At 69.7% G+C, this 20,411-nt stretch carries 24 protein-coding genes; 9 read left to right on the forward strand and 15 right to left on the reverse strand.

The window, feature by feature from the left end; all coding sequences use genetic code 11:
• Positions 1-9: 9 nt before the first annotated feature.
• Positions 10-345 carry an ArsR/SmtB family transcription factor gene (locus HCU73_RS01850; protein ID WP_168621693.1) on the reverse strand — a complete coding sequence of 112 codons (336 nt, stop codon included), beginning with the start codon at positions 343-345 and terminating at the stop codon, positions 10-12.
• Between the two features lie 231 nt (positions 346-576).
• Between HCU73_RS01850 and HCU73_RS01855 the strand changes: the two genes are divergently transcribed.
• The 5 genes from HCU73_RS01855 to HCU73_RS01875 all read left to right on the forward strand — a co-directional run bounded on the left by HCU73_RS01855 (position 577) and on the right by HCU73_RS01875 (position 3,310).
• On the forward strand, positions 577-912 hold the full coding sequence (locus HCU73_RS01855; protein ID WP_168621694.1) for an AtpZ/AtpI family protein: 336 nt from the start codon (positions 577-579) through the stop codon (positions 910-912).
• 106 nt (positions 913-1,018) lie between these two features.
• A complete protein-coding gene (locus HCU73_RS01860) occupies positions 1,019-1,768 on the forward strand; it encodes a F0F1 ATP synthase subunit A (protein ID WP_239025446.1) in 750 nt (249 codons plus the stop codon).
• Between the two features lie 71 nt (positions 1,769-1,839).
• A complete protein-coding gene (locus HCU73_RS01865) occupies positions 1,840-2,076 on the forward strand; it encodes a F0F1 ATP synthase subunit C (protein WP_011453893.1) in 237 nt (78 codons plus the stop codon).
• An 87-nt stretch (positions 2,077-2,163) separates the two neighbouring features.
• On the forward strand, positions 2,164-2,730 hold the full coding sequence (locus HCU73_RS01870) for a F0F1 ATP synthase subunit B' (RefSeq protein WP_168621695.1): 567 nt from the start codon (positions 2,164-2,166) through the stop codon (positions 2,728-2,730).
• Between the two features lie 4 nt (positions 2,731-2,734).
• Positions 2,735-3,310: a F0F1 ATP synthase subunit B gene (locus HCU73_RS01875; RefSeq protein ID WP_168621696.1), complete on the forward strand. Its 576-nt coding sequence runs from the start codon at positions 2,735-2,737 to the stop codon at positions 3,308-3,310.
• A gap of 79 nt (positions 3,311-3,389) precedes the next feature.
• Here HCU73_RS01875 and HCU73_RS01880 read toward each other — a convergent pair whose 3' ends face one another.
• The 10 genes from HCU73_RS01880 to HCU73_RS01925 form a co-directional block, all read right to left on the reverse strand.
• Positions 3,390-3,950 (reverse strand): hypothetical protein, encoded by a 561-nt coding sequence (locus HCU73_RS01880; RefSeq protein ID WP_168621697.1) that lies wholly within the window; start codon positions 3,948-3,950, stop codon positions 3,390-3,392.
• Between the two features lie 76 nt (positions 3,951-4,026).
• Positions 4,027-5,019, reverse strand: coding sequence for a P1 family peptidase (locus HCU73_RS01885; RefSeq protein ID WP_168621698.1), 993 nt, complete (start codon positions 5,017-5,019; stop codon positions 4,027-4,029).
• Positions 5,016-5,366 carry a hypothetical protein gene (locus HCU73_RS01890; RefSeq protein ID WP_168621699.1) on the reverse strand — a complete coding sequence of 117 codons (351 nt, stop codon included), beginning with the start codon at positions 5,364-5,366 and terminating at the stop codon, positions 5,016-5,018. The genes HCU73_RS01885 and HCU73_RS01890 overlap by 4 nt, the downstream gene beginning before the upstream one ends.
• Positions 5,363-6,103 (reverse strand): glucose 1-dehydrogenase, encoded by a 741-nt coding sequence (locus tag HCU73_RS01895; RefSeq protein ID WP_168621700.1) that lies wholly within the window; start codon positions 6,101-6,103, stop codon positions 5,363-5,365. The genes HCU73_RS01890 and HCU73_RS01895 overlap by 4 nt, the downstream gene beginning before the upstream one ends.
• Complete coding sequence (locus HCU73_RS01900; RefSeq protein WP_168621701.1) at positions 6,093-6,512, reverse strand: acyl-CoA thioesterase; 420 nt, start codon at positions 6,510-6,512, stop codon at positions 6,093-6,095. The genes HCU73_RS01895 and HCU73_RS01900 overlap by 11 nt, the downstream gene beginning before the upstream one ends.
• A gap of 4 nt (positions 6,513-6,516) precedes the next feature.
• Positions 6,517-7,068 carry a hypothetical protein gene (locus tag HCU73_RS01905; protein WP_168621702.1) on the reverse strand — a complete coding sequence of 184 codons (552 nt, stop codon included), beginning with the start codon at positions 7,066-7,068 and terminating at the stop codon, positions 6,517-6,519.
• 69 nt (positions 7,069-7,137) lie between these two features.
• Positions 7,138-8,583 carry an aldehyde dehydrogenase family protein gene (locus HCU73_RS01910; RefSeq protein WP_168621703.1) on the reverse strand — a complete coding sequence of 482 codons (1,446 nt, stop codon included), beginning with the start codon at positions 8,581-8,583 and terminating at the stop codon, positions 7,138-7,140.
• Entirely contained in the window at positions 8,580-10,157 is a 1,578-nt protein-coding gene (locus HCU73_RS01915; RefSeq protein WP_168621704.1) for an ABC transporter ATP-binding protein, read from the reverse strand. The genes HCU73_RS01910 and HCU73_RS01915 overlap by 4 nt, the downstream gene beginning before the upstream one ends.
• Positions 10,158-10,215: 58 nt before the next feature.
• Positions 10,216-11,040 (reverse strand): ABC transporter permease, encoded by an 825-nt coding sequence (locus HCU73_RS01920; protein WP_239025417.1) that lies wholly within the window; start codon positions 11,038-11,040, stop codon positions 10,216-10,218.
• Positions 11,037-11,978, reverse strand: coding sequence for an ABC transporter permease (locus HCU73_RS01925; protein WP_168621705.1), 942 nt, complete (start codon positions 11,976-11,978; stop codon positions 11,037-11,039). The genes HCU73_RS01920 and HCU73_RS01925 overlap by 4 nt, the downstream gene beginning before the upstream one ends.
• A 100-nt stretch (positions 11,979-12,078) precedes the next feature.
• On the opposite strand from HCU73_RS01925, the gene HCU73_RS01930 reads away from it, so the two are divergent.
• The 4 genes from HCU73_RS01930 (at position 12,079) to deoD (ending at position 15,919) form a co-directional block, all read left to right on the forward strand.
• The gene (locus HCU73_RS01930; RefSeq protein WP_168621706.1) at positions 12,079-12,696 is read left to right on the forward strand and encodes a class I SAM-dependent DNA methyltransferase; all 618 of its coding nucleotides are present in this window, start codon (positions 12,079-12,081) and stop codon (positions 12,694-12,696) included.
• Between the two features lie 131 nt (positions 12,697-12,827).
• On the forward strand, positions 12,828-14,795 hold the full coding sequence (locus tag HCU73_RS01935) for a protein meaA (protein ID WP_168621707.1): 1,968 nt from the start codon (positions 12,828-12,830) through the stop codon (positions 14,793-14,795).
• A 97-nt stretch (positions 14,796-14,892) separates the two neighbouring features.
• A complete protein-coding gene (locus HCU73_RS01940) occupies positions 14,893-15,210 on the forward strand; it encodes an H-NS histone family protein (RefSeq protein WP_168621708.1) in 318 nt (105 codons plus the stop codon).
• A 4-nt stretch (positions 15,211-15,214) separates the two neighbouring features.
• Positions 15,215-15,919, forward strand: a complete 705-nt coding sequence (gene deoD, locus HCU73_RS01945) for a purine-nucleoside phosphorylase (protein ID WP_168621709.1) — start codon at positions 15,215-15,217, stop codon at positions 15,917-15,919.
• A gap of 72 nt (positions 15,920-15,991) precedes the next feature.
• Here deoD and HCU73_RS01950 read toward each other — a convergent pair whose 3' ends face one another.
• The 4 genes from HCU73_RS01950 to HCU73_RS01965 are packed head-to-tail and all read right to left on the reverse strand — an operon-like array spanning position 15,992 to position 20,404.
• On the reverse strand, positions 15,992-16,792 hold the full coding sequence (locus HCU73_RS01950; RefSeq protein ID WP_168621710.1) for a purine-nucleoside phosphorylase: 801 nt from the start codon (positions 16,790-16,792) through the stop codon (positions 15,992-15,994).
• Positions 16,776-17,753 carry an ABC transporter permease gene (locus tag HCU73_RS01955; RefSeq protein ID WP_168621711.1) on the reverse strand — a complete coding sequence of 326 codons (978 nt, stop codon included), beginning with the start codon at positions 17,751-17,753 and terminating at the stop codon, positions 16,776-16,778. Before HCU73_RS01955 ends, HCU73_RS01950 begins: the two co-directional genes overlap by 17 nt.
• 4 nt (positions 17,754-17,757) lie before the next feature.
• The gene (locus HCU73_RS01960; protein WP_168621712.1) at positions 17,758-18,873 is read right to left on the reverse strand and encodes an ABC transporter permease; all 1,116 of its coding nucleotides are present in this window, start codon (positions 18,871-18,873) and stop codon (positions 17,758-17,760) included.
• 1 nt (position 18,874) lies between these two features.
• Complete coding sequence (locus HCU73_RS01965; protein WP_168621713.1) at positions 18,875-20,404, reverse strand: ABC transporter ATP-binding protein; 1,530 nt, start codon at positions 20,402-20,404, stop codon at positions 18,875-18,877.
• Positions 20,405-20,411: the final 7 nt, after the last annotated feature.

The following is a 20,411-nucleotide window of genomic DNA, read 5'->3' on the forward strand; positions in this document are numbered from 1 at the left end:
CGCCTTTGGCTACGGGTCGGGGCCCACGCCCAGCTCCTGTTCGAGAAAGCGCTCGAAGGCATCGAGGTTCACCGGCTCGAACTGCCCGAAGGACTGCATCCAGACCGACGCCGCCTTGAGCGCGTCGGGCTCGAGCTTGCACCACTTCACCCGGCCGCGTTTCTCCTGCGCGATCAGCCCCGCGGCGGCGAGGATGGCGAGGTGCTTGGAAATCGCCGCCAGCGACATCTCGAAGGGCTCGGCCACGTCGGTCACGGCCATGTCGTCCTCCAGCAGCATTCGAAGGATCTCGCGCCGGGTCGGGTCGGCGAGGGCGGCGAAGACGGTGTCGAGCGGGTCGGCCATGGCGCGCAGTAGACCGCGCCGCGCGGGAAAATCAACCGATCGGTTGAATATGCCATGCCGGCCCCATCCCCCCGCCGACGCCGCCACCCCGCGCCCTGCGTATTTGTCGCACGCGTCATAAACCTTTTTGTTTCAGTTGGTTGCGGGATTCCTTCTGCGCTGCGGCGTGCGTTGACTCTTGGACGCGCCCGACATAGCGTCCGCCGGACTTCCCAAGGGGGTTCCTGTGTCATGGCCGGCCCGCGCGACGACGAGCGCCTGAAGGCTCTCGAGGCCCGGATCGCGGCGGCCAAGAAGGCGCAGGAGCCGAAGCCCCACATGGAGGAGCACTATTCCCAGGCGCATCTGGCCTGGCGGATGGTGATCGAACTGGTCGCCGGGCTCGGCATCGGGTTCGGCATCGGCTTCGGGCTCGACGCGGTCTTCGGAACGCGGCCCTGGCTGATGATGGTTTTCACGATCCTGGGCTTCATTGCCGGGGTCAAGACGATGATCCGCTCGGCCGAAGAGGTCCAGCGCAAGCAGATCGAAGCGGCGGACAGCGCCGCGCGGGATGAAAAGGGGTAACGGCGTGGCGACCGAAAGCACCAATACGCAAGGCAAGTCCGGCTCCGGCCGCATGGTCTTTTTCGTGCTGATCGGGATCGCCGCGGTCCTGTTCGTGCTCGGCCTGATGGACGAGTACACGCAGGACGGCCCGAACATCCACCCGATGGACCAGTTCATCGTCAGCCCGCTGTTCGGCGACGGCCCGGTGCGCTGGTACACCCCCACCAACGTGACGCTGTGGATGGGCCTGGCCATCGCCGCCATCGCCGCGCTGATGGTCATGGGCACCCGCGGCCGCGCCGTGATCCCGTCGCGCAGCCAGTCGATGGCGGAACTGGCCTACGGCTTCGTGCGCAAGATGGTCGAGGACGTGGCCGGCAAGGACGCGCTGCCGTTCTTCCCCTACATCTTCACGCTGTTCCTGTTCATCCTGTTCGCGAACTTCCTCGGGCTGATCCCGATGAGCTTCACCACCACCTCGCACATCGCGGTGACCGCGATCCTGGCCGCGGGGGTGTTCCTGACGGTGACGCTGGTCGGCTTCATCAAGAACGGCGCAGGCTTCCTGAGCCTGTTCTGGGTGTCCTCGGCACCCCTGCCGCTGCGCCCGATCCTCGCCATCATCGAGGTGATCTCGTACTTCGTCCGGCCCGTCAGCCACTCCATCCGTCTTGCCGGCAACCTGATGGCTGGCCACGCGGTGCTCAAGGTGTTCGCGGGCTTCGCCGGGGCCATGGGGCTGGCCGGCATCGCGCCGATCCTCGGCGTGGTGGCGATCTACGGGCTCGAGGTGCTGGTGTCGGCCATCCAGGCCTACGTGTTCACCATCCTCACCTGCGTCTACCTCAAGGACGCGCTGCATCCGCATCACTGAGCGAACGGCGGGCCAGCCCCGCCCGACGCCGATCCGACTTCACAAGGCTTCCAACGTAAGGAGATAGGACAATGGAAGGCGATATCGCACAAATGGGTCAGTTCATCGGTGCCGGCCTGGCCGCCATCGGTTCCGGCGCGGCCGCCATCGGTGTGGGCCACGTGGCCGGCAACTTCCTGGCCGGCGCGCTGCGCAACCCCTCGGCCGCCGCGGGCCAGACCGCGACCCTCTTCATCGGCATCGCGTTCGCGGAAGCGCTGGGCATCTTCGCCTTCCTCGTCGCTCTGCTGCTGATGTTCGCCGTCTGAGCCAGAGTCTTCGAGAGACCATCCTTACGTCCGGGGCTCGCGCAGTGACGCGGGCTCCGGTGTAGACCCGGTTCCAGGAGGACGACCATGGCCGAAGACGCCGCACACGGCGCAGCCGACGCCGCCCATGCTGCCGCCGACGCCGCGCACAGCGCGGGGCCGGGGATGCCGCAGCTCGATTTCACGACCTTCCCCAACCAGATCTTCTGGTTGCTGGTCACGCTGGTCGCGATCTACTTCATCCTGAGCCGCGTCGCGCTGCCCCGGATCGCCTCGGTCCTGGCCGAGCGTCAGGGCACGCTGACCAATGATCTCGCCGCGGCCGAGGACCTCAAGCGCAAGGCGCAGGAGGCCGAGGAGGCGTACAACAAGGCGCTGGCCGATGCCCGCGCCGAGGCCCAGAAGATCGCCGAGGAGACCCGTGCGGGCATCCAGGCGCAGCTGAACGAGGCCATCGCGCAGGCCGACGCCGAGATCTCCGCCAAGGCCGCCGAAAGCGAGGGCCGCATCGCCGAGATCCAGGCGGGTGCCATCCGTTCGGTCGAAGAGGTCGCCCGCGACATCGCCGGTGACATCGTGTCCGCCGTCGCGCCCGGCCAGACGGTCGACGCCGACGTGCTCGCCGCCGCCGTCGCGGCCCGGGTGAAAGGGTAAGACCATGCGCAAGCTGATGATCCCCGCCCTGCTCCTCGCCGCCGGCCCCGCGCTGGCCGCCGAGCCCGGCTATACCCCCGGCTACGACTTCACGTCGCTGTTCAACACCGACTTCGTGGTGCTGATCGGCTTCCTCGTGTTCCTGTCGGTGCTGTTCTACTTCAACGTTCCGGCGATGCTGGGCGGGCTGCTCGACAAGCGCGCCGAGGGCATCAAGGCCGAGCTCGACGAGGCCCGCGCGCTCCGCGAGGAGGCGCAGACGCTGCTCGCCTCCTACGAGCGCAAGAGCCGTGAGGTGGCCGACCAGGCCGACCGCATCGTCGCCCAGGCCAAGGCCGATGCCGAGGCCGCCGCCGTCGAGGCACGCGCCGCGCTGGAGAAATCCATCGCCCGCCGCCTGCAGGCCGCCGAGGACCAGATCGCCAGCGCCGAGCAGAAGGCCGTGCGGTCGGTGCGCGACCGCGCCGTCGAGGTGGCCATCGCCGCCGCCGCCGAAGCCATCGCCAAGAAGATGGCCGCCGCCGACGCCAACCGGCTAATCGACGACGCCATCGGCGAGGTCGAGCGCCGGCTGCACTGAGCCGCCGCGCCAACGTGACATGAAAAACCCCGGATCGCCGATCCGGGGTTTTTCTTTGTCCGGGTCCGGGGCCGCGCGGTCACTGGCCGAAGCGTTCCAGCTCTCCGAACTCCATCTGCTCCAGGTGCGCGACCATGGTGTCGAGGTCGCCGCCCGAGGCCTGCACCAGCACCCGGTTGCCGATCAGCCCGGTCAGGTCGCCATCCTGGTTCAGGAAATTCTCGCGGTTCACCCGCACGATCTCGCCCATCATGGCCATCATCGCGCGGTTGCCCAGCATCGCGCCCATCTGCGCGACCATCGGGTTGTCGGCCATCAGCGTGATGGTGAAGCTGTCGCCGGGCCCGGTATAGGTCGCCTCGGCCATGATCCCGCCGCCGAGGAACGCGGCGCCGGCGCTTGCCTCGGCGCTCACCTCGCGCGTCCAGCCGTCCATCGCGGGCGGCAGGTAGGCCGTCAGCCCCTCGGCCTGCAGCCCCTGCAACAGCTGCTGCGCATAGGCCAGCTCGTCCAGCGCGTCGGCGATCTCGCCGGCCTCGTAGGCCTCGATGGCGGCGGTCAGGGCGTCGGTGATGTCGTCGGCCTGTGCCGGCGCGGTCAGCGCCAGGGTAGCGGCCAGGATCGGGGTCAGGACACGCATGGGTCGGTCTCCTTTCAAGAGGTCGGGCGCAGGCTACGCCCTTGTCCCGCGCGAGTCCAAGGCAGGAAAGCCGGACCTAGCCGCCGAAGCGCTGGCCCCAGGTCGGCATCGGGTCGCCCGGCGCGGGCGTCGCGGCATGGACACCCCGCGCGATGGCGCGGCTAAGGCACAGCGCGGCCACGTGGCCGAGGATCAGCGGCGTGCCCACCGGATCGGCCAGCGCCCGCGCGCCCGTGGCCGCGGTGAACACCAGGTCGCCGTCCATCGGCGTGTGGCTGGGCCAGATGGCGCGGGCCATCCCGTCATGGGCCGCGATGGCCATGCGCGTCGCCTGCGCCTGCGTCAGTGCGGCATCGGTCGCCACGATGGCGATGGTAGTGTTCCGGCTGTCCCCGCCCTTGACCGGCGGCACCTCGGCGGGGTCGAAGGCCGTCTCCACCCCCAGCCCGCCGAACTCGCCCCCCATCTCGTAGGGTGCCGCCCAGAACCGCGGGCCGCGGCCCACCGTGACCCGCCCCAGCGCGTTCACCGCCACCAGCGCGCCCACCGTGTAGCCCCCGACCGTGGCCGAGGCCGAGCCGAGCCCGCCCTTCAGGTCCGCGATCATCGCGCCGGTGCCGGCACCTTCCGACCCAAGCCCGAAATCCTCCGACGCCGCCGCCAGGGCCTCCCGCCCCAGCCGCTTGTAGGGGTTCTCAAGCCAGGCCTTGTCGCCGCCGTTCAACAGGTCGAACAGGATCGCCCCCGGCACGATCGGCACGGTCTGGTCGCCGACGGCAAAGCCGCGCCCCTGCGCGCGCAGCGCATCCGCCACGCCAGACGCGGCATCGAGCCCGAAGGCCGAGCCGCCCGACAGCACCAGCGCGTCGGCCTCCTGCACCGTCTTGTCGGGGGCGAGCAGGTCCGTCTCCCGCGTGCCGGGCGCGCCGCCCATCACATGCACCGCCGCGACGAAGGGCCGGTCGCCCACCAGCACGGTCACCCCCGTCTTGACGCCCATGTCCCGCGCGTTGCCCACGCGCAGCCCCGCGACGTCGGTGATCAGGTTCCGCGGCCCCGGCCGGATCATGGCGCGGGCCTGTCGGCGACCATGCGCGGCACGCGCCCCCGCCAGACCCCGAGAAAGGGCAGGATGCGGGTCGCCCGCACAGGGCACTCCAGCCCCGCGTAGGCCGCCGGCAGGATCAGCACCACGGTGTCCCAGACCCGCGCCACCGCCGCGATCTCGTCCGCGGTTTCGGCATCGAAGCGCGCGCGCAGCCGGGGCAGGGGGTCGCCCCGCAGAACCTCAACATGGCCGAGGTCGAGGGTGGGGCAATCCGCCAGCAGCTGCGCGAACACCGCCGGCTGCGAGGCGAAGTTGCCCGCGTGCACGGTGATGTCGCAGGGCAGGTCGTGGCGGGTCCAGCCGGTCATATGCAGCGGCCCCCGTCCACCTCCAGCGCGACGCCGGTGATCATGCTGGCCGCCTCGGAACACAGGAAGGCCGCGGCCTCGCCCATGTCCTGCGGGGTGGAGAAGCGGCCCAGAGGGATCGTCGACAGGAACTTCGCCCGCATCTCGGGCGTGTCCTCGCCCATGAAGGATTTCAGGAGCGGCGTCTCGCCCGCCACGGGGCAGAGCGCGTTGACGCGCACGCCGGCGGGGGCCAGCTCCACCGCCATCGCCTTGGTCGCGGTGATCATCCAGCCCTTGGAGGCGTTGTACCAGTTGAGCCGCGGCCGGGGGCTTAGGCCCGCCGTGGAGGCGATGTTGAGGATCGCGCCAGTGCGGGCGGCCTTCATCATCGGCACGATCTCGCGCGCGGTCAGGTAGACGGATTTCGCGTTGACGGCGAGGACGCGGTCGAACTCCTCCTCCGTCACCTCCTCCATCGGCTTGGGCAGGTGCGTGATCCCGGCGTTGTTCACCAGGATGTCGATGCGGCCCCAGGCGTCCCGCGCCGCCGCCGTCATCGCCGCGACCGACGCGCCGCTGGCCACGTCCACGACCTGCGCGATGCCGCCGACCTCGGCCGCCACCGCCGCCGCCGGATCGCCGTTGATGTCGGCGACCATCACCGTCGCCCCCTCGCGCGCGAAGACCCGCGCGATGCCCGCGCCGAAGCCCGATCCGCCGCCCGTCACGATGGCGGTCTTCCCCTCAAGTCTCATGGCAGTCCTCCCTCAAAGCCTCCAGCGCGGCCCGCAGATCGTCGGGGATCGCCAGCGCCCGCCGCGCGCGCAGGTCGAAAAAGACCGAGACGTTCTCGGCCCGGAACACCACCGCCCCGTCCGACAGCCGCGTCATCACATGGGCGAAGCGCGCCGATTTCGTGCCGACCGACACCACCCGGCTGTCGAGGCTGAGCACGTCGCCGGCCAGCATCTCGGCCAGGTAATCCGCCTCGATATGCGCGCCGACGAAGGACCGCTGCTGCGTCTCCACCGTGGCCCGCGACAGGCCGGCGGCAGTCTGGATCGTGAACATCGCGTCCGACACGACGTCGATGTAGGCGGCCACGTTCATGTGGCCGAGGATGTCGCAATCGCGCGGCGCGACGGGGCGGCGGACGGTCTGCATGGGGTCAGCCCGCCCGCTGCGCGGCCTGCGCGCTGTCGATGGCCTTGGCCCGCCGCATCGGCCAGAAGGCCAGCAGCGCGCCGAGGGCGCCCGCGGCATAGCTCGCGTCATGCATGAAGCCCGCGCGCAGGAAATCGGAGCGGTCCACGCCGGCGGGCGGCTGCACCACGTCGTCGAGCACGCCGGTGGCATCCGCCACCAGCCCGCCGACCAGCCCCGCCAGCGCGGCGAAGGTCGCCAGCACCACCACCAGCCCGATCGCCCCGATCCCGGCAGCGAGGTAGCTGCGCGCCGTCGGCACCGCGAAGAGGCCGTAGAGCATCGCCGGCAGCGCCACCGCCGCGCCCATCCACCAGCTGGCGAGCACCCCCACCTGCGCCGCGCCGACCCGGGGCGCGGTGCCCTCGGCGATGCCGAACTGGGGGAACTTGAGGCTCAGGAAATAGTCCGGGCCCACGCTGTAGCTGAGCTGGTTGTGCAGCGCGCCGAAGACCGCCGCGGCCAATGCCGCCAGCGCCATCAGGAGGAAGAAGGTGGGGAATTTTCCAAGGCGCATCGCGGGGTCCTGTCAGATATGCTGGCAGCCTAGCGGGCGGGGCGGGGGGCGTCCATGGGCGCCCGTGCCTCAGCCGTGGTGGGCGGCGACGGTCTTGAGCGTGGTGAAGGCGTAGAGCGCCTCGAACCCCTTCTCGCGCCCGTGGCCGGACAGGCCTGTGCCGCCGAAGGGCAGCTCCACGCCCCCCGCCGCGCCGTAGTTGTTCAGGAACACCTGCCCCGCGCGCAGCCGTTTCGCCAGCCGCATCTGCCGCCCGCCGTCGCGCGACCAGACCGAGGCGACGAGGCCGTAGGCGGTGCCGTTGGCGATGCGCACCGCGTCCTCCTCGTCGTCAAAGGGCAGGATCACCTGCACCGGGCCAAAGATCTCCTCCTGCGCCAGCGCGTGTTCCGGGGCGACGCCCGCGATCAGCGTGGGCGCGACGTAGTTGCCCCCCGCGGGCAGGTCGTCGGGCAGGGCGGACTGCGCGAGGATCTGGGCGGGGTCCGCCAGCGACAGGAAGCGGTCCACGATGGCCCGCTGCCGCCCCGAGATCAGCGGCCCGACCCGCCGGTCGGCCATCGCCGGCCCGACGGTCAGGTCGCGGTAGGCCGCGGCCATGCGGGCGCAGACCTCGGGGTAGATGGAACGTTCCACAAGGATGCGGGACGAGGCCGAACAGGTTTGCCCCGCGTTCTGGATGCCCGCGTTGACGAGGTAGGGCAGGGCGGCGTCGAGATCGGCATCGGCGAACACCAGCTGCGGCGACTTGCCCCCCAGCTCCAGCGTCACCGGCACCACGTTCGCGGCCGCTGCCGCCTGCACCTTGCGGCCCGTGCCGACCGAGCCGGTGAAGGAGATGTGCCGCACGCCCGGGTGTTCGGTCAGCGCCGCGCCCGCCTCCATCCCCAGCCCCGGCACCACGTTCAGCGCGCCGGCCGGCAGCCCCGCCTGCCCCGCGAGGTCGGCGAAGGCGAGGGCCGTCAGGCAGGCCTCCTCTGCCGGTTTCAGGACGCAGGCGTTGCCCGCGGCCAGGGCCGCGCCGACCGACCGGCCGATGATCTGCATGGGGTAGTTCCAGGGCACGATATGCCCCGTCACCCCGTGCGGCTCGCGCAGGGTGTAGACGGTGAAGCCCCGGTTGAAGGGGATCGTCTCGCCGGTCAGCTTGTCGGCCGCGCCGGCGTAGAACTCGCAGTAGCGGGCCAGCGCGATGACGTCGTTCCGCGCCTGCGACAGCGGCTTGCCCACGTCGGCGGCCTCTATCTCGGCCAGCGCGTCCGTGTGGTCGAGCACCAGCTGCCCCAGCCGGGCCAGCACGCGCCCCCGCTCGGCCGCCGTCATCTGCCCCCAGTCGCCGGCCAGCGCCGCCTCGGCCGCCCGCACCGCTGCGTCGATGTCGGCCGCGGCCCCGCGGGCGATGCGCGCGATCTCGGTCCCGGTCGAGGGGTCGAGGACGGGCAGGGTCTGGCCGCTGGCGCAGGGCTGCCAGCGGCCGCCGATGTAGACGAGCGAGGGGTCGAACCAGGGGGTCATGCCGGGATCTCCGTGAGGTCGGGCAGCCGCGGGGCGGCGGCCAGCAGTTGCCGGGTATAGGGGTGCGCGGGCGCGTCGAAGACCGCGGCGGTGGGGCCTTCCTCCACGATCTCGCCGGCCTGCATCACCAGCACGCGGTCGGTGATGGCGCGCACGACGGTCAGGTCGTGGGAGATGAAGAGGTAGGACAGGCCCATCTGCGCCTGCAGTTCCGTGAGCAGGTCGAGGATGCGGGCGCGGACGGACACGTCGAGGGCCGACACCGCCTCGTCCAGCACCAGGATCTCGGGCCGGGTGATCAGCGCGCGGGCGATGGCGATGCGCTGGCGCTGGCCGCCCGAGAATTCATGCGGGTATTTCCGCATGTCGTCGGGGGACAGGTGGACGGCGCGCAGCGCCTCGGCCACGCGGTCGCGGCGGTCGGCGCCGCGGGGCGGGTCGGGCAGGAGGTGGAAGGGCTCGGCCACCAGGTGCTCCACCCGCCAGCGCGGGTTGAAGCTGCCGTAGGGGTCCTGGAACACGACCTGGATGCCGGCGCGCAAGCTCGCGGGCATGTGCGGGACGATGGATTGGCCGAACAGGCGGATGTCGCCGCCCTGCACCGGGTCGAGGCCGAGGATCGCGCGGGTCAGGGTGGATTTCCCGCAACCGGATTCGCCGACGAGGCCGAGGCTTTCGCCGCGGTGCAGCTCGAAGCTGACGCCCTTCACGGCCGCGACGGACGGGCCACGGCGCAGGCCCTGCCGCGGGCCGGGGTAGGTGCGGAGCACGTTGTCGACGGCCAAGAGCGGCTCGGGCGCGGCCTGCGGGGCGCGGGCGGGCGCGTGGGACGAGGCGGCGAAAAGGGCGCGGGTGTAGGGGTGGCGACGTTCGGCCAGCACCTGCGCGGTGGGGCCGGTCTCGACGATCTCGCCCGCCTGCATCACCGCGATGCGGTCGGCCATGTCGGCCACCACGGCGAGGTCATGGGTGATGAGAAGGAGCGACATCCCCTCCTCGGCCACGAGGTCGCGCAGGAGGGCGAGGATCTGCGCCTGCGTGGTCACGTCGAGCGCGGTGGTCGGCTCGTCCGCGATCAGCAGGCGGGGGTGCAGCGCGACGGCGGCGGCGATGCAGACGCGCTGGCGCTGGCCGCCGCTCAGTTCATGCGGGTAGCGGTCGAGGGCGATGTGCGACAGCCCCACCCGGTCGAGCCGGTCGCGGGCGATGCGGCGCGCCTCGGCGCGGGTCGCCTTGCCGTGGATGGTCAGCGTCTCGGCCACCTGGTCGCCGATGGTCTGGACGGGGTTCAGGGCCGTCATCGGCTCCTGGAAGATCATGCCGATCTCGTTGCCCCGGAGGCGGCAGAGCTGGGGTTCGGTCAGCGACAGGAGGTCGGTGCCGTCGAGGCGCGCCGAGCCCGTCGCGCGGGCCCCTTGCGGCAGGAGGCCCATGAGGGCGAGGGCGGTCATGGACTTGCCGGAGCCGCTTTCGCCCACCAGGCCGAAGATCTCGCCGGGGGCGATGTCGAGGGAGACCTCGCGCAGGATGGGCGTGCCGTGGATCGACACGGAGAGGCGGTCGAGCGCGATCATGGGGCGGCTCCGAATTTTCGTACGAAAATTCGCAGGGTGGAATTTTTCGTACGAAAAATCATGCCCGTCCCCGCCGCAGCCGGGGGTCGAGCGCGTCGCGCAACCCGTCGCCCATCAGGTTCAGCCCCAGCACCATCAGCACGATGGCCAGCCCCGGCAGCACCGCCAGCATCGGGTGGGTGTAGATCATGGTCTGCGCCTCGGCCAGCATCCGGCCCCAGCTGGGCGTGGGCGGCTGCGCGCCGAGGCCGACGTAGGACAGCGCCGCCTCGGCCAGGATGCCGAGCGAGAACTGGATCGTCGCCTGCACGATCAGCAGGTTCAGGATGTTGGGCAGGATGTGCTCGGCCGAGATGCGGATGCGCCCCTTGCCGGCGGTGCGGGCGGCGAGGATGTAGTCGAGCGTCCACAAGGGCAGGGCGCCGCCGCGGGCGACGCGGGCGAAGACGGGGATGTTGAAGATCCCGATGGCGAGGATGGCGTTGGTCGCCGACGGCCCGTAGCGCGCGGTGATCAGGATGGCGATGACGAGCGAGGGGAAGGCGAAGATCAGGTCGTTGCCGCGCATGATGACCTCGTCGAGGAGGCTGCCGCGGCTGGCGGCGGCGGCAAGCCCGAGGGGCACGCCGAGCGCGACGCCGATGCCGACGGCGATGAGTGCCACCGCGATGGAGGTCTGCGCGCCGACCATCAGCATCGAGAGGATGTCGCGCCCGAGCTGGTCGGTGCCGAGCGGGTGGGCGGCCGAGGGCGGCTGCAGCCGGTTGGCGATGGCGACGCCATCCACCGCGTGCGGCACCCAGAGGAGCGATACCAGCGCCACGAGCAGGAAGGCGCCCGACAGCGCCGCGCCGAGGATCAGGGCGGGGGGCAGGCGGGTCATCGGCGGCGCAGCCTCGGGTCGACCAGCGCATAGGCGACATCGACCAGGAAGGTGACGAGGATCACGGCGAAGACCAGCAGCATGGTGACCGATTCCACCACGATCAGGTCGCGCTGGGTGATGCCCTGGAAGATCAGCCGCCCGAGGCCGGGCAGGAAGAACACGTTCTCGATGATGATCGCGCCGGCGATGAGGAAGGAGAACTGGAGCCCGATGATCGTCAGCACCGGGATCAGCGCGTTCCGCAGCGCGTGGCGGCGGATCGCCTGCGCGCGGCTGAGGCCCTTGGCCCGCGCGGTGCGGATGTAGTCCTGGTCGAGCGTTTCGAGGAGCGCGGAGCGCATGACGCGGGCGAGGATCGACGCCTGCGGCAGCGCCAGCGCGATGGCCGGCAGCGTGAGCGCCTTCATCGCCGCCAGCGGGTCGGACCAGCCGGGGAACCCGCCCGCCGAGAACCATTGCAGCGTGACGGCGAAGAGCAGGACCAGCAGCATGGCGAACCAGAAATTCGGCACCGCGATGCCGAGCTGTGTCGCGCCCATGATGCCGTAGTCGGCGGGCTGGCCCCGGCGCGCGGCGGCGAGGATGCCGATGGGGAAGGCGATGAGGGTCGACAGGGTCAGCGCGTAGAGCGCCAGCGGCAGGGATACCCAGAGCCGGTCGAGGACGAGGTTCGCCACCGGCACGCGGTAGGTGTAGGAGGTGCCGAAATCCCCCGTCACCATGCCGCCCACCCAGTCGAGGTAGCGGCTGAGGCCCGACCCCTCCAGCCCCAGCTCGGCCCGAAGCGCCGCGAGGTTTTCCTCGGTCGCGTTCAGGCCCATCATGTAGCTGGCCGGGTCGCCCGGGATCACCTCGATGAGCGCGAAGATCACCACGCTCGCCACGACGAGGCTGAGGCCGAGGGACAGGGCCCGGGTGAGGAGGTAGCGCAGCATGGGGCGACGCTAGACCGGCGCACATCTAGAGGCCAGAGGCTTGACAGCGGGTCGCCCGGGGCGGGACGCTCTGGCACGGACCACCCCGAAAGGCGCCCCCATGCCCGGCAGCGAACTCGACACCGCCTATGCCATCGACGGCCCCGACGGCGCGCGCCGGCTCTATGCCGACTGGGCCGGGACCTACGACGAGAGCTTCGGCGCGGCCTACGGCTACGTCGCCCCGCGCGAGGTGGCGCGGATCTACCGCGAACTGGGCGCCGATGCGCCGGTGCTGGACGTGGGCGCGGGCACGGGGCTGGTCGCAGCGCATCTGGGCGGGATTGCGGCGGATGCGCTCGACATCTCGCCCGAGATGCTGGCCGTCGCGGCGGGCAAGGGGCTTTACCGGGCCACCATCGAGGCCGACCTGACGCAGGCCCTGCCGCTGGGGGATGGCGTCTACAGGGGCGTGATCTCGGCGGGCACCTTCACCCACGGCCATGTCGGCGCGGGGGCGCTGCCTGAGCTCCTGCGCGTGGCTGCGCCGGGGGCGCTGTTCGTCTGCGGCACGAAACCTGACGTGTTCGACCAGATGGGGTTCGGCTCGGCGCTGGCGCTGTTGCAGGCGGCCGACCGGATCACCCCGCTGCGGTTCTTCGACATCCCGATCTACGAGGGCGCCGATCATCCCCACGCCGGCGACCGGGGCCTCGTGATGACGTTCCGCAAGGCGTGAGACGGACGCTGCGTCAGGCCGATTTTGCCGCGGCGCAGCGAATTGACAAGGACACAATATTGTCCATATACCCCGTCTGACGGAAGAATATTGCCAAGATGCAGCTGCCCCTGCCCTGAAGGAGCCCGCCCATGACCGCCCCCAAGCGCGACAATCCCTGGCTGATCCGCACCTATGCGGGCCATTCCACCGCCAAGGCGTCGAACGCGCTCTATCGCGGCAACCTGGCCAAGGGGCAGACGGGCCTCAGCGTCGCCTTCGACCTGCCCACCCAGACCGGCTACGACAGCGACCACGTGCTGGCGCGGGGCGAGGTGGGCAAGGTCGGCGTCCCGATCTGCCACCTGGGCGACATGCGGACGCTGTTCGACCAGATCCCGCTGCAGCAGATGAACACCTCGATGACGATCAACGCCACGGCGCCGTGGCTGCTGGCGCTCTACATCGCGGTGGCCGAGGAGCAGGGGGCCGACATCGCCGAGCTGCAGGGCACGGTCCAGAACGACCTGATGAAGGAATACCTCAGCCGCGGCACCTATATCTGCCCGCCGAAGCCGAGCCTGCGCATGATCGCGGACGTTGCCGAATACTGCTATACCAGCGTCCCGAAATGGAACCCGATGAACGTGTGTTCCTATCACCTGCAGGAGGCCGGCGCGACGCCCGAGCAGGAACTGGCCTTTGCGCTGGCCACCGCCATTTCCGTGCTGGACGAATTGCGCCCCCGCGTGCCGGCCGAGGATTTCCCGGTGCTGGTCGGCCGGATTTCCTTTTTCGTGAATGCGGGCATCCGCTTCGTCACCGAGATGTGCAAGATGCGCGCCTTCGTCGATCTCTGGGACGAGATCTGCGAAACCCGCTATGGCGTGGCCGACCCGAAATACCGCCGGTTCCGCTACGGCGTGCAGGTCAATTCGCTGGGCCTGACGGAACAGCAGCCCGAAAACAACGTCTACCGCATCCTGATCGAGATGCTGGCCGTGACGCTGTCGAAAAAGGCCCGCGCCCGTGCCGTGCAATTGCCGGCGTGGAACGAGGCGCTGGGCCTGCCGCGGCCCTGGGACCAGCAATGGTCGATGCGGATGCAGCAGATCATGGCCTACGAGACGGACCTGCTGGAATACGACGACCTGTTCGACGGCAACCCGGTGGTGGACGCCAAGGTCGCGGAATTGAAGGAGGGCGCCCGGGCCGAATTGGCGAACCTCGAGGCGATGGGCGGGGCGATCGCCGCCATCGAGTACATGAAATCGCGGCTGGTGGAATCGAACGCCGACCGGGTGAACCGGATCGAGCGGGGCGAGACCGTGGTGGTCGGCGTGAACAAGTACACGGCCTCGGAACCCTCGCCGCTGATGGGCGAGGACGGCGGCATCATGGTGGTCGACCCGGCGGTGGAGCAGGACCAGATCACGCGCCTGCAGGCCTGGCGCGCCGCCCGCGACGAGGCTGCGGTGCGCGCCGCGCTGGCCGACCTGCGCGCCGCGGCGGCCGAGGGGCGGAACGTCATGCCCGCCTCGATCGCGGCGGCGAAGGCGGGGGCCACGACGGGCGAATGGGCGGGCGTCATGCGCGCCGTCCACGGCGAATACCGCGGGCCGACGGGCGTGTCGAAATCGGTGTCGAACAAGACCGAGGGGCTCGACGACATCCGCGACGCGGTCGACGCGGTCAGCGACCGGCTGGGCCGGCGGCTCAAGTTCCTGGTCGGCAAGCCGGGGCTCGACGGCCATTCCAACGGGGCGGAACAGATCGCCTTCCGCGCGCGCGATTGCGGGATGGACATTTCCTACGAGGGCATCCGCCTGACCCCCGAGGAAATCGTCGCCGCGGCCAAGGCCGAGGACGCCCATGTGATCGGCCTGTCGATCCTGTCGGGCAGCCACGTGCCGTTGATCGAGGAGGTGATGGCCCGCCTGCGCGCGGCGGGGCTGGACCACGTGCCGGTCATGGTCGGTGGCATCATTCCCGACGAGGACGCGGCGAAACTGAAATCCTTTGGCGTGGCGCGGGTTTATACGCCCAAGGATTTTGAATTGAACCGGATCATGATGGATATCGTGGCACTGGCCGATCCGCAGCGGATGGCGGCGGAATAGAAATCACCGTTATTCGCGTTTCTGAATTTCCTTGCGTTTGCAGAAAGGCTGGGGCACACCGGCCATTGCACTCCGTGCAGAAAAAGGGACGCGAAAAATGACAAAAGAACTCGGGAAAATGAGCCTCGAGGAATTGCAGGCACACCAGCGCGACGTGGAGGCCGCCATCAAGGGCTACGAAAAGAAACGCCGCGCCGACGCGCTGGCCGCCGCCCGCGAGGCCGCAAAGGCGCATGGTTTCGTGCTCGAGGACCTCGTGGGCGGAAAGCCGGCGGCGAAATCGGGCACCAAGGGCGCCGCGAAATACGCCAACCCCGCCGATCCGTCCCAGACCTGGACCGGCCGCGGCCGTCAGCCGAATTGGGTGAAAGAGGCGCTGGCCAAGGGCAAATCGCTCGAGTCGATGGCCCTCTGAGGCGATGACGCCGCATATCTCCGCAAGGCGGGGGGAGATCGCCGAAACGGTCCTGATGCCGGGCGATCCCCTTCGTGCGAAATGGGCGGCCGAAACATTCCTCGAAAACCCCGTTTGCGTGAACGAGGTGCGGGGAATGCTCGGCTTTACCGGGACGTGGCGCGGGCACCGCGTCACGATCCACGGCTCGGGCATGGGGATGCCGAGCCTGTCGATCTACGCCAACGAGCTGATCCGGGAATATGGCGCCAACACGCTGATCCGCATCGGGTCGGCCGGGGCGATGCAGCCCCATGTCGCGATCCGCGACGTGGTGCTGGCGATGACGTCCTCCACGCTGTCGACGCCCTCGTGCGGCATCTTCCGCGAGCTGAACTTCGCGCCCTGCGCGGATTACGGCCTGTTGCGCGCGGCCCATGCGGCGGCGGAGGCCAAGGGCATCCGGGCGCATGTGGGCGGCATCTATTCATCCGACGTGTTCTACGACGAGCGCCCCGACCTCAACAAGCAGATGCAGCGCCACGGCATCCTGGCTGTCGAGATGGAGGCGGCCGAGCTCTACACGCTGGCCGCGCGCTACGGGGCGCGGGCGCTGGCGGTTCTGACGATCTCGGATCACCTGCTGACCCACGAGGCGCTGCCGGCAGCGGACCGGCAGTCGAGCTTCTCGGACATGGTCGAGATCGCGCTGGAGGCGGCCTTCGCCTGACGAAAAACTCGAGTTTTTCGTCAGGGAAAACTCGAGTTTTCCCGCGCGGAAAACTGCAGTTTTCCGCCGCCCTCAGCCGCGCAGCATCCGCCGCAGGATGCGTTCCAGCTTCGCCGCCCCCAAGGGCGCCATCGCCTTGGTGTGCTCGTGGCTGATCTTCTCGTCCGACAGGCCCGCCGCCTTGTTGGTGATGGTCGAGATCGCCGCCACCCGCAGCCCGAGAAACCGCGCCAGGATCACCTCGGGCACCGTCGACATGCCCACGGCATCGGCCCCGAGGATGCGGATCGCTCGGATCTCGGCCGGCGTCTCGAAGGAGGGGCCGGAATACCAGGCGTAGACGCCCTCCCTCAGCGGAACACCCTCCGCCTCGGCCGCCGCCTTGAGCGCGGCACGCAGGCCCGGGTCATGGGCCTCCGTCATCGGCACGAAGCGCGCGTCGGTCTTCTCCCCGATCAGCGGGTTCAGCCCGGAGAAGTTAATGTGGTCCGACAGGAGCATCAGGTCGCCCGGGTCCATATCCGGGTGCATCGACCCCGCCGCGTTGGTCAGGATCAGGCGTTCGCCCCCCAGCGCCTTCAGCACCTCAAGCGGCAGCCGCATCGCGTCGCCCCGCCCGCTCTCGTAATAATGCGCCCGGCCGCCGAAGACGCAGACGCGGGTGCCCTCCAGGTCGCCGATCACGAGCTTGGGGTTGTGCCCCGACACGCCCGCGTGGGGGAACCCCGGCAGGTCGGCGTAGTCGATCGCCACGCCGTCCACCGCGTCCGCGATGTGCCCCAGCCCCGACCCTAGGATCAGGCCATAGGCCGGCGGTTCCGCCCCAGCGCGGTCGCGGATCAGGGCGGCGAGGTCCTCAGCGTTCCTTGACATAGGGCTCCCCCCCGGCGCGCGGCGGAATGGCCTTGCCCACGAGGCCCGCCAGCACGATCACGACGAGGATGTAGGGCAGGGCCTGCATGAACTGCACCGGCACGATGAACTCGCCCAGCTGGATGTTCTGATAGCGGTTCCCGATCGCGTCGAAGAGGCCGAACAGCAGGCAGGCCGACAGCGCGTACCACGGCCGCCACTTGGCGAAGATCAGGGCGGCCAGCGCGATGAAGCCGCGGCCCGCGCTCATGTCCTTGACGAAGCCCGCGTTCAGCGCCGTGGCGAGGTAGGCGCCCGCAAGCCCGCAGAGCACGCCGCAGATCACCACCGCGGCATAGCGCAGCCCCACCACCGACACGCCCGCGGTGTCGACGGCGGCCGGGTTCTCGCCCACCGCCCGCAGCCGGAGGCCGAAGCGGGTGCGGTAGAGCAGGAACCACGTCAGCGGCACCATCAGCAGCGCCACGTAGACGAGGATGGAATGGCCCGAGATCAGCTCGGAATAGACCTGCCCCAGCGGCCCCTGCTGGGCGATGTCGCGGATGCGCGTCTCAGCCCCCGGCAGGACGATGTTGCCGAACCGCGACTCGGTGGCCAGCTGCGGGGTGCGGCCGCCCTGCTGGAACCAGGTCTGCGCGATCACCACGGTCAGGCCGGCGGCGAGGAAGTTGATCGCCACGCCCGAGATCAGCTGGTTGCCGCGGAAGGTGATCGAGGCGACGCCGTGCAGACCCGACAGGAACACCGACGCCACGATCCCGGCGAACAGCCCGAGCCAGACCGAGCCGGTGGTGAAGGCGATCGCCGCCGAGAAGAAGGCGGCGGCCAGCATCTTGCCCTCGAGGCCGATGTCGAAGATGCCCGCGCGTTCCGACCAGAGCCCGGCGAGGCAGGCCAGCAGGAGCGGCGTGGCCAGCCGGACCGTGGAATCGAGGATCTGAACGATGGTCAGGAAATCCATGGTCTCACTCCGCCGGGGTCCGGGCGCCCGCCTCGCGGCGGCGGCGCAGCGACAGGAAGAACGCCTGCATGGGCATCCGCACCATGTTGTCGAGCGCCCCGGTGAACAGGATCACGAGGGCCTGGATCACCACCACCATCTCGCGGCTGATCGCGGGCATCTCGAACTGGAGTTCCGCCCCGCCCTGGTAGAGCGCCCCGAACAGCAGCGCCGCCAGGATCACGCCCACCGGGTGCGACCGGCCCATCAGCGCCACCGCGATGCCGACGAAGCCCGCGCCCTCGACGAAGTCGAGCACCAGCCGTTCGGCCTCGCCCATCACCACGTTGATCGCCATCATGCCGGCCAGCGCGCCCGAGATGATCATGGTGATCATGATGATCTTGGTCGGGTTGATCCCGGCATAGACCGCGGCGCTGTCGGAATGGCCGAAGGCGCGGATCTCGTAGCCGAGCCGGGTGCGCCAGATCAGAAGCCACACGAAGACGCAGGCCAGCAGCGCGAGGAAGAAGGAGAAGTTGAGCGGCGTTGACCCCCGGAAGCCCAGGAAGCCCGCGAAGCTGGCCGCGTTGGGAAGGTGGACGGCCTCGGCGAAGGTCGCGCTTTCGGGCGACATCGAGCCCTCGACGCGGAACACGTTGACCAGCAGGTACACCATCAGCGCCGAGGCGATGTAGTTGAACATGATCGTGGTGATCACGATGTGGCTGCCGCGCTTGGCCTGCAGGTAGGCGGGCACCGCCGCCCAGACGGCCCCGAAGGCCGCCGAGAACAGCACCGCGGCCAAGAGCGCGATGGTCCAGTGCGGCCAGGCCACGCCGAGCAGGATGATCGCCACGCCTAGGCCCCCCAGCGCCGCCTGCCCCTCGCCGCCGATGTTGAACAGCCGCGCGTGGAAGGCGACGGCGACGGCCAGCCCGGTGAAGATGAAGTTGGTCGCGTAGTAGAGCGTGTAGCCCCAGCCATAGGCCGACCCGAAGGCCCCGCGCACCATGATCTCCATCGCGCGCCACGGGCTTTCCCCGATGATCGCCACGACCAGCCCCGAGACCACCAGCGCCAGCACCACGCTGATCAGCGGGATCAGGACGACATCCGCCCATTTCGGCATCTTGTCCATGTCAGGCGGCCCCCTGCGTCACCCCGGCCATCAGCAGGCCGAGCTCGTTCTCGTTGGTCTCGGAGGGCAGGCGCTCGCCCATGATCCTGCCGTCGAACATCACCGCGATGCGGTCCGACAGGCCCATGATCTCGTCCAGTTCCACCGACACCAGCAGGATCGCCTTGCCCTGGTCGCGCAGCGCGATGATCTGCTTGTGGATGAACTCGATCGCGCCGATGTCGACGCCGCGGGTGGGCTGGCCGACCAGCAACAGGTCCGGCGCGCGGTCCATCTCGCGGGCGACGACGATCTTCTGCTGGTTGCCGCCCGAGAAGTTGCGCGCGGGCAGGCGCGGGTTCGGCGGGCGCACGTCGTAGCGCGCCATCTTGTCGGCGCAATCGTCCTTGATGGCCGCGTTGTTCATCAAGAGGCCGGTGTTGTACTTCGGGTCCTGGTGGTAGCCGAAGGCCACGTTTTCCCAGGCCTCGTAGGCCATGATGAGGCCCTCGGTCTGCCGGTCCTCGGGGACATGGCCGATGCCGCGGGCGCGGCGGGTCTGGCCGTTGGAATGCTTGCCGGTGACGTCCAGCGGCTCGTTGTGCAGGGTGACGGTGCCGCCCTGCGCCGGGATCATGCCGCCCAGCACCTGCAACAACTCGGTCTGCCCGTTGCCTGCGACCCCCGCGATGCCCAGGATCTCGCCGCGCCGGATCTCCAGCGACACGCCCTTCAGCCGCTCCACCCCGCCGCGCACCACGCGCAGCTTGTCGACCTTCAGCACCACGTCGCCGGGCGTCGCGGGCGCCTTGTCGACCTCGAGCAGCACCTTGCGGCCCACCATCATCTCGGCCAGCTCGGCGGGCGAGGTGTCGGCCGTCTTCACCGTGTTGGTCATCTCGCCGCGGCGCATCACGCTGACGGTGTCGGTGATCTCCATGATCTCGCGCAGCTTGTGGGTGATCAGGATGATCGTCTTGCCCTCTTCCTTCAGCCGCTCGAGGATGCGGAACAGCTGGTCGGCCTCGGCCGGGGTCAGCACGCCCGTCGGCTCGTCGAGGATCAGGATGTCGGCGTGGCGGTAGAGCTGTTTCAGGATCTCCACCCGCTGCTGGTGGCCGACGCTCAGATCCTCGATCATCGCGTCGGGGTCGACCTTGAGGCCGTATTCCTCGGACAGCTCGGTCAGGAGCCGCCGCGCCTTGGCGATCGAGGGGCGGAGGAGCGCGCCGTCCTCGGCGCCGAGGATCACGTTCTCGACCACGGTGAAATTCTCGACCAGCTTGAAATGCTGGTGGACCATCCCGATGCCGGCGCGGATCGCGGCCTGGCTGTCGGGGATCGGTGTCAGTTTGCCGTCGATCCAGATCTCGCCCCGGTCAGCCTTGTAGAAGCCGTAGAGGATCGACATCAGCGTCGACTTGCCCGCGCCGTTCTCGCCCACGATGCCATGGATCGTGCCCTTGGCGACGGACATCGAGATATTGCGGTTCGCCTGCACAGGCCCGAAGGCCTTGGAGATGCCCTTGAGCTCGATGGCGTGTGCGGTCATGGCGTGC

It is taken from the genome of Roseicyclus persicicus (genome assembly GCF_012395815.1).
GTDB lineage: Bacteria > Pseudomonadota > Alphaproteobacteria > Rhodobacterales > Rhodobacteraceae > Roseicyclus > Roseicyclus persicicus.

Bases quoted from the DNA above. Each gene is read 5' to 3' on its own strand.
- HCU73_RS01885 (WP_168621698.1), bottom strand. From the start codon at position 5,019: ATGATCCGGCCGGGGCCGCGGAACCTGATCACCGACGTCGCGGGGCTG.
- HCU73_RS01895 (WP_168621700.1), bottom strand. From the start codon at position 6,103: ATGAGACTTGAGGGGAAGACCGCCATCGTGACGGGCGGCGGATCGGGC.
- deoD (WP_168621709.1), top strand. From the start codon at position 15,215: ATGACGCCGCATATCTCCGCAAGGCGGGGGGAGATCGCCGAAACGGTC.
- HCU73_RS01880 (WP_168621697.1), bottom strand. From the start codon at position 3,950: ATGCGTGTCCTGACCCCGATCCTGGCCGCTACCCTGGCGCTGACCGCG.
- HCU73_RS01960 (WP_168621712.1), bottom strand. From the start codon at position 18,873: ATGGACAAGATGCCGAAATGGGCGGATGTCGTCCTGATCCCGCTGATC.
- HCU73_RS01890 (WP_168621699.1), bottom strand. From the start codon at position 5,366: ATGACCGGCTGGACCCGCCACGACCTGCCCTGCGACATCACCGTGCAC.
- HCU73_RS01900 (WP_168621701.1), bottom strand. From the start codon at position 6,512: ATGCAGACCGTCCGCCGCCCCGTCGCGCCGCGCGATTGCGACATCCTC.
- HCU73_RS01965 (WP_168621713.1), bottom strand. From the start codon at position 20,404: ATGACCGCACACGCCATCGAGCTCAAGGGCATCTCCAAGGCCTTCGGG.
- HCU73_RS01955 (WP_168621711.1), bottom strand. From the start codon at position 17,753: ATGGATTTCCTGACCATCGTTCAGATCCTCGATTCCACGGTCCGGCTG.
- HCU73_RS01850 (WP_168621693.1), bottom strand. From the start codon at position 345: ATGGCCGACCCGCTCGACACCGTCTTCGCCGCCCTCGCCGACCCGACC.
- HCU73_RS01860 (WP_239025446.1), top strand. From the start codon at position 1,019: ATGGACGAGTACACGCAGGACGGCCCGAACATCCACCCGATGGACCAG.
- HCU73_RS01905 (WP_168621702.1), bottom strand. From the start codon at position 7,068: ATGCGCCTTGGAAAATTCCCCACCTTCTTCCTCCTGATGGCGCTGGCG.
- HCU73_RS01915 (WP_168621704.1), bottom strand. From the start codon at position 10,157: ATGATCGCGCTCGACCGCCTCTCCGTGTCGATCCACGGCACGCCCATC.
- HCU73_RS01925 (WP_168621705.1), bottom strand. From the start codon at position 11,978: ATGCTGCGCTACCTCCTCACCCGGGCCCTGTCCCTCGGCCTCAGCCTC.
- HCU73_RS01940 (WP_168621708.1), top strand. From the start codon at position 14,893: ATGACAAAAGAACTCGGGAAAATGAGCCTCGAGGAATTGCAGGCACAC.
- HCU73_RS01865 (WP_011453893.1), top strand. From the start codon at position 1,840: ATGGAAGGCGATATCGCACAAATGGGTCAGTTCATCGGTGCCGGCCTG.
- HCU73_RS01910 (WP_168621703.1), bottom strand. From the start codon at position 8,583: ATGACCCCCTGGTTCGACCCCTCGCTCGTCTACATCGGCGGCCGCTGG.
- HCU73_RS01875 (WP_168621696.1), top strand. From the start codon at position 2,735: ATGCGCAAGCTGATGATCCCCGCCCTGCTCCTCGCCGCCGGCCCCGCG.
- HCU73_RS01855 (WP_168621694.1), top strand. From the start codon at position 577: ATGGCCGGCCCGCGCGACGACGAGCGCCTGAAGGCTCTCGAGGCCCGG.
- HCU73_RS01930 (WP_168621706.1), top strand. From the start codon at position 12,079: ATGCCCGGCAGCGAACTCGACACCGCCTATGCCATCGACGGCCCCGAC.
- HCU73_RS01870 (WP_168621695.1), top strand. From the start codon at position 2,164: ATGGCCGAAGACGCCGCACACGGCGCAGCCGACGCCGCCCATGCTGCC.
- HCU73_RS01950 (WP_168621710.1), bottom strand. From the start codon at position 16,792: ATGTCAAGGAACGCTGAGGACCTCGCCGCCCTGATCCGCGACCGCGCT.
- HCU73_RS01920 (WP_239025417.1), bottom strand. From the start codon at position 11,040: ATGACCCGCCTGCCCCCCGCCCTGATCCTCGGCGCGGCGCTGTCGGGC.
- HCU73_RS01935 (WP_168621707.1), top strand. From the start codon at position 12,828: ATGACCGCCCCCAAGCGCGACAATCCCTGGCTGATCCGCACCTATGCG.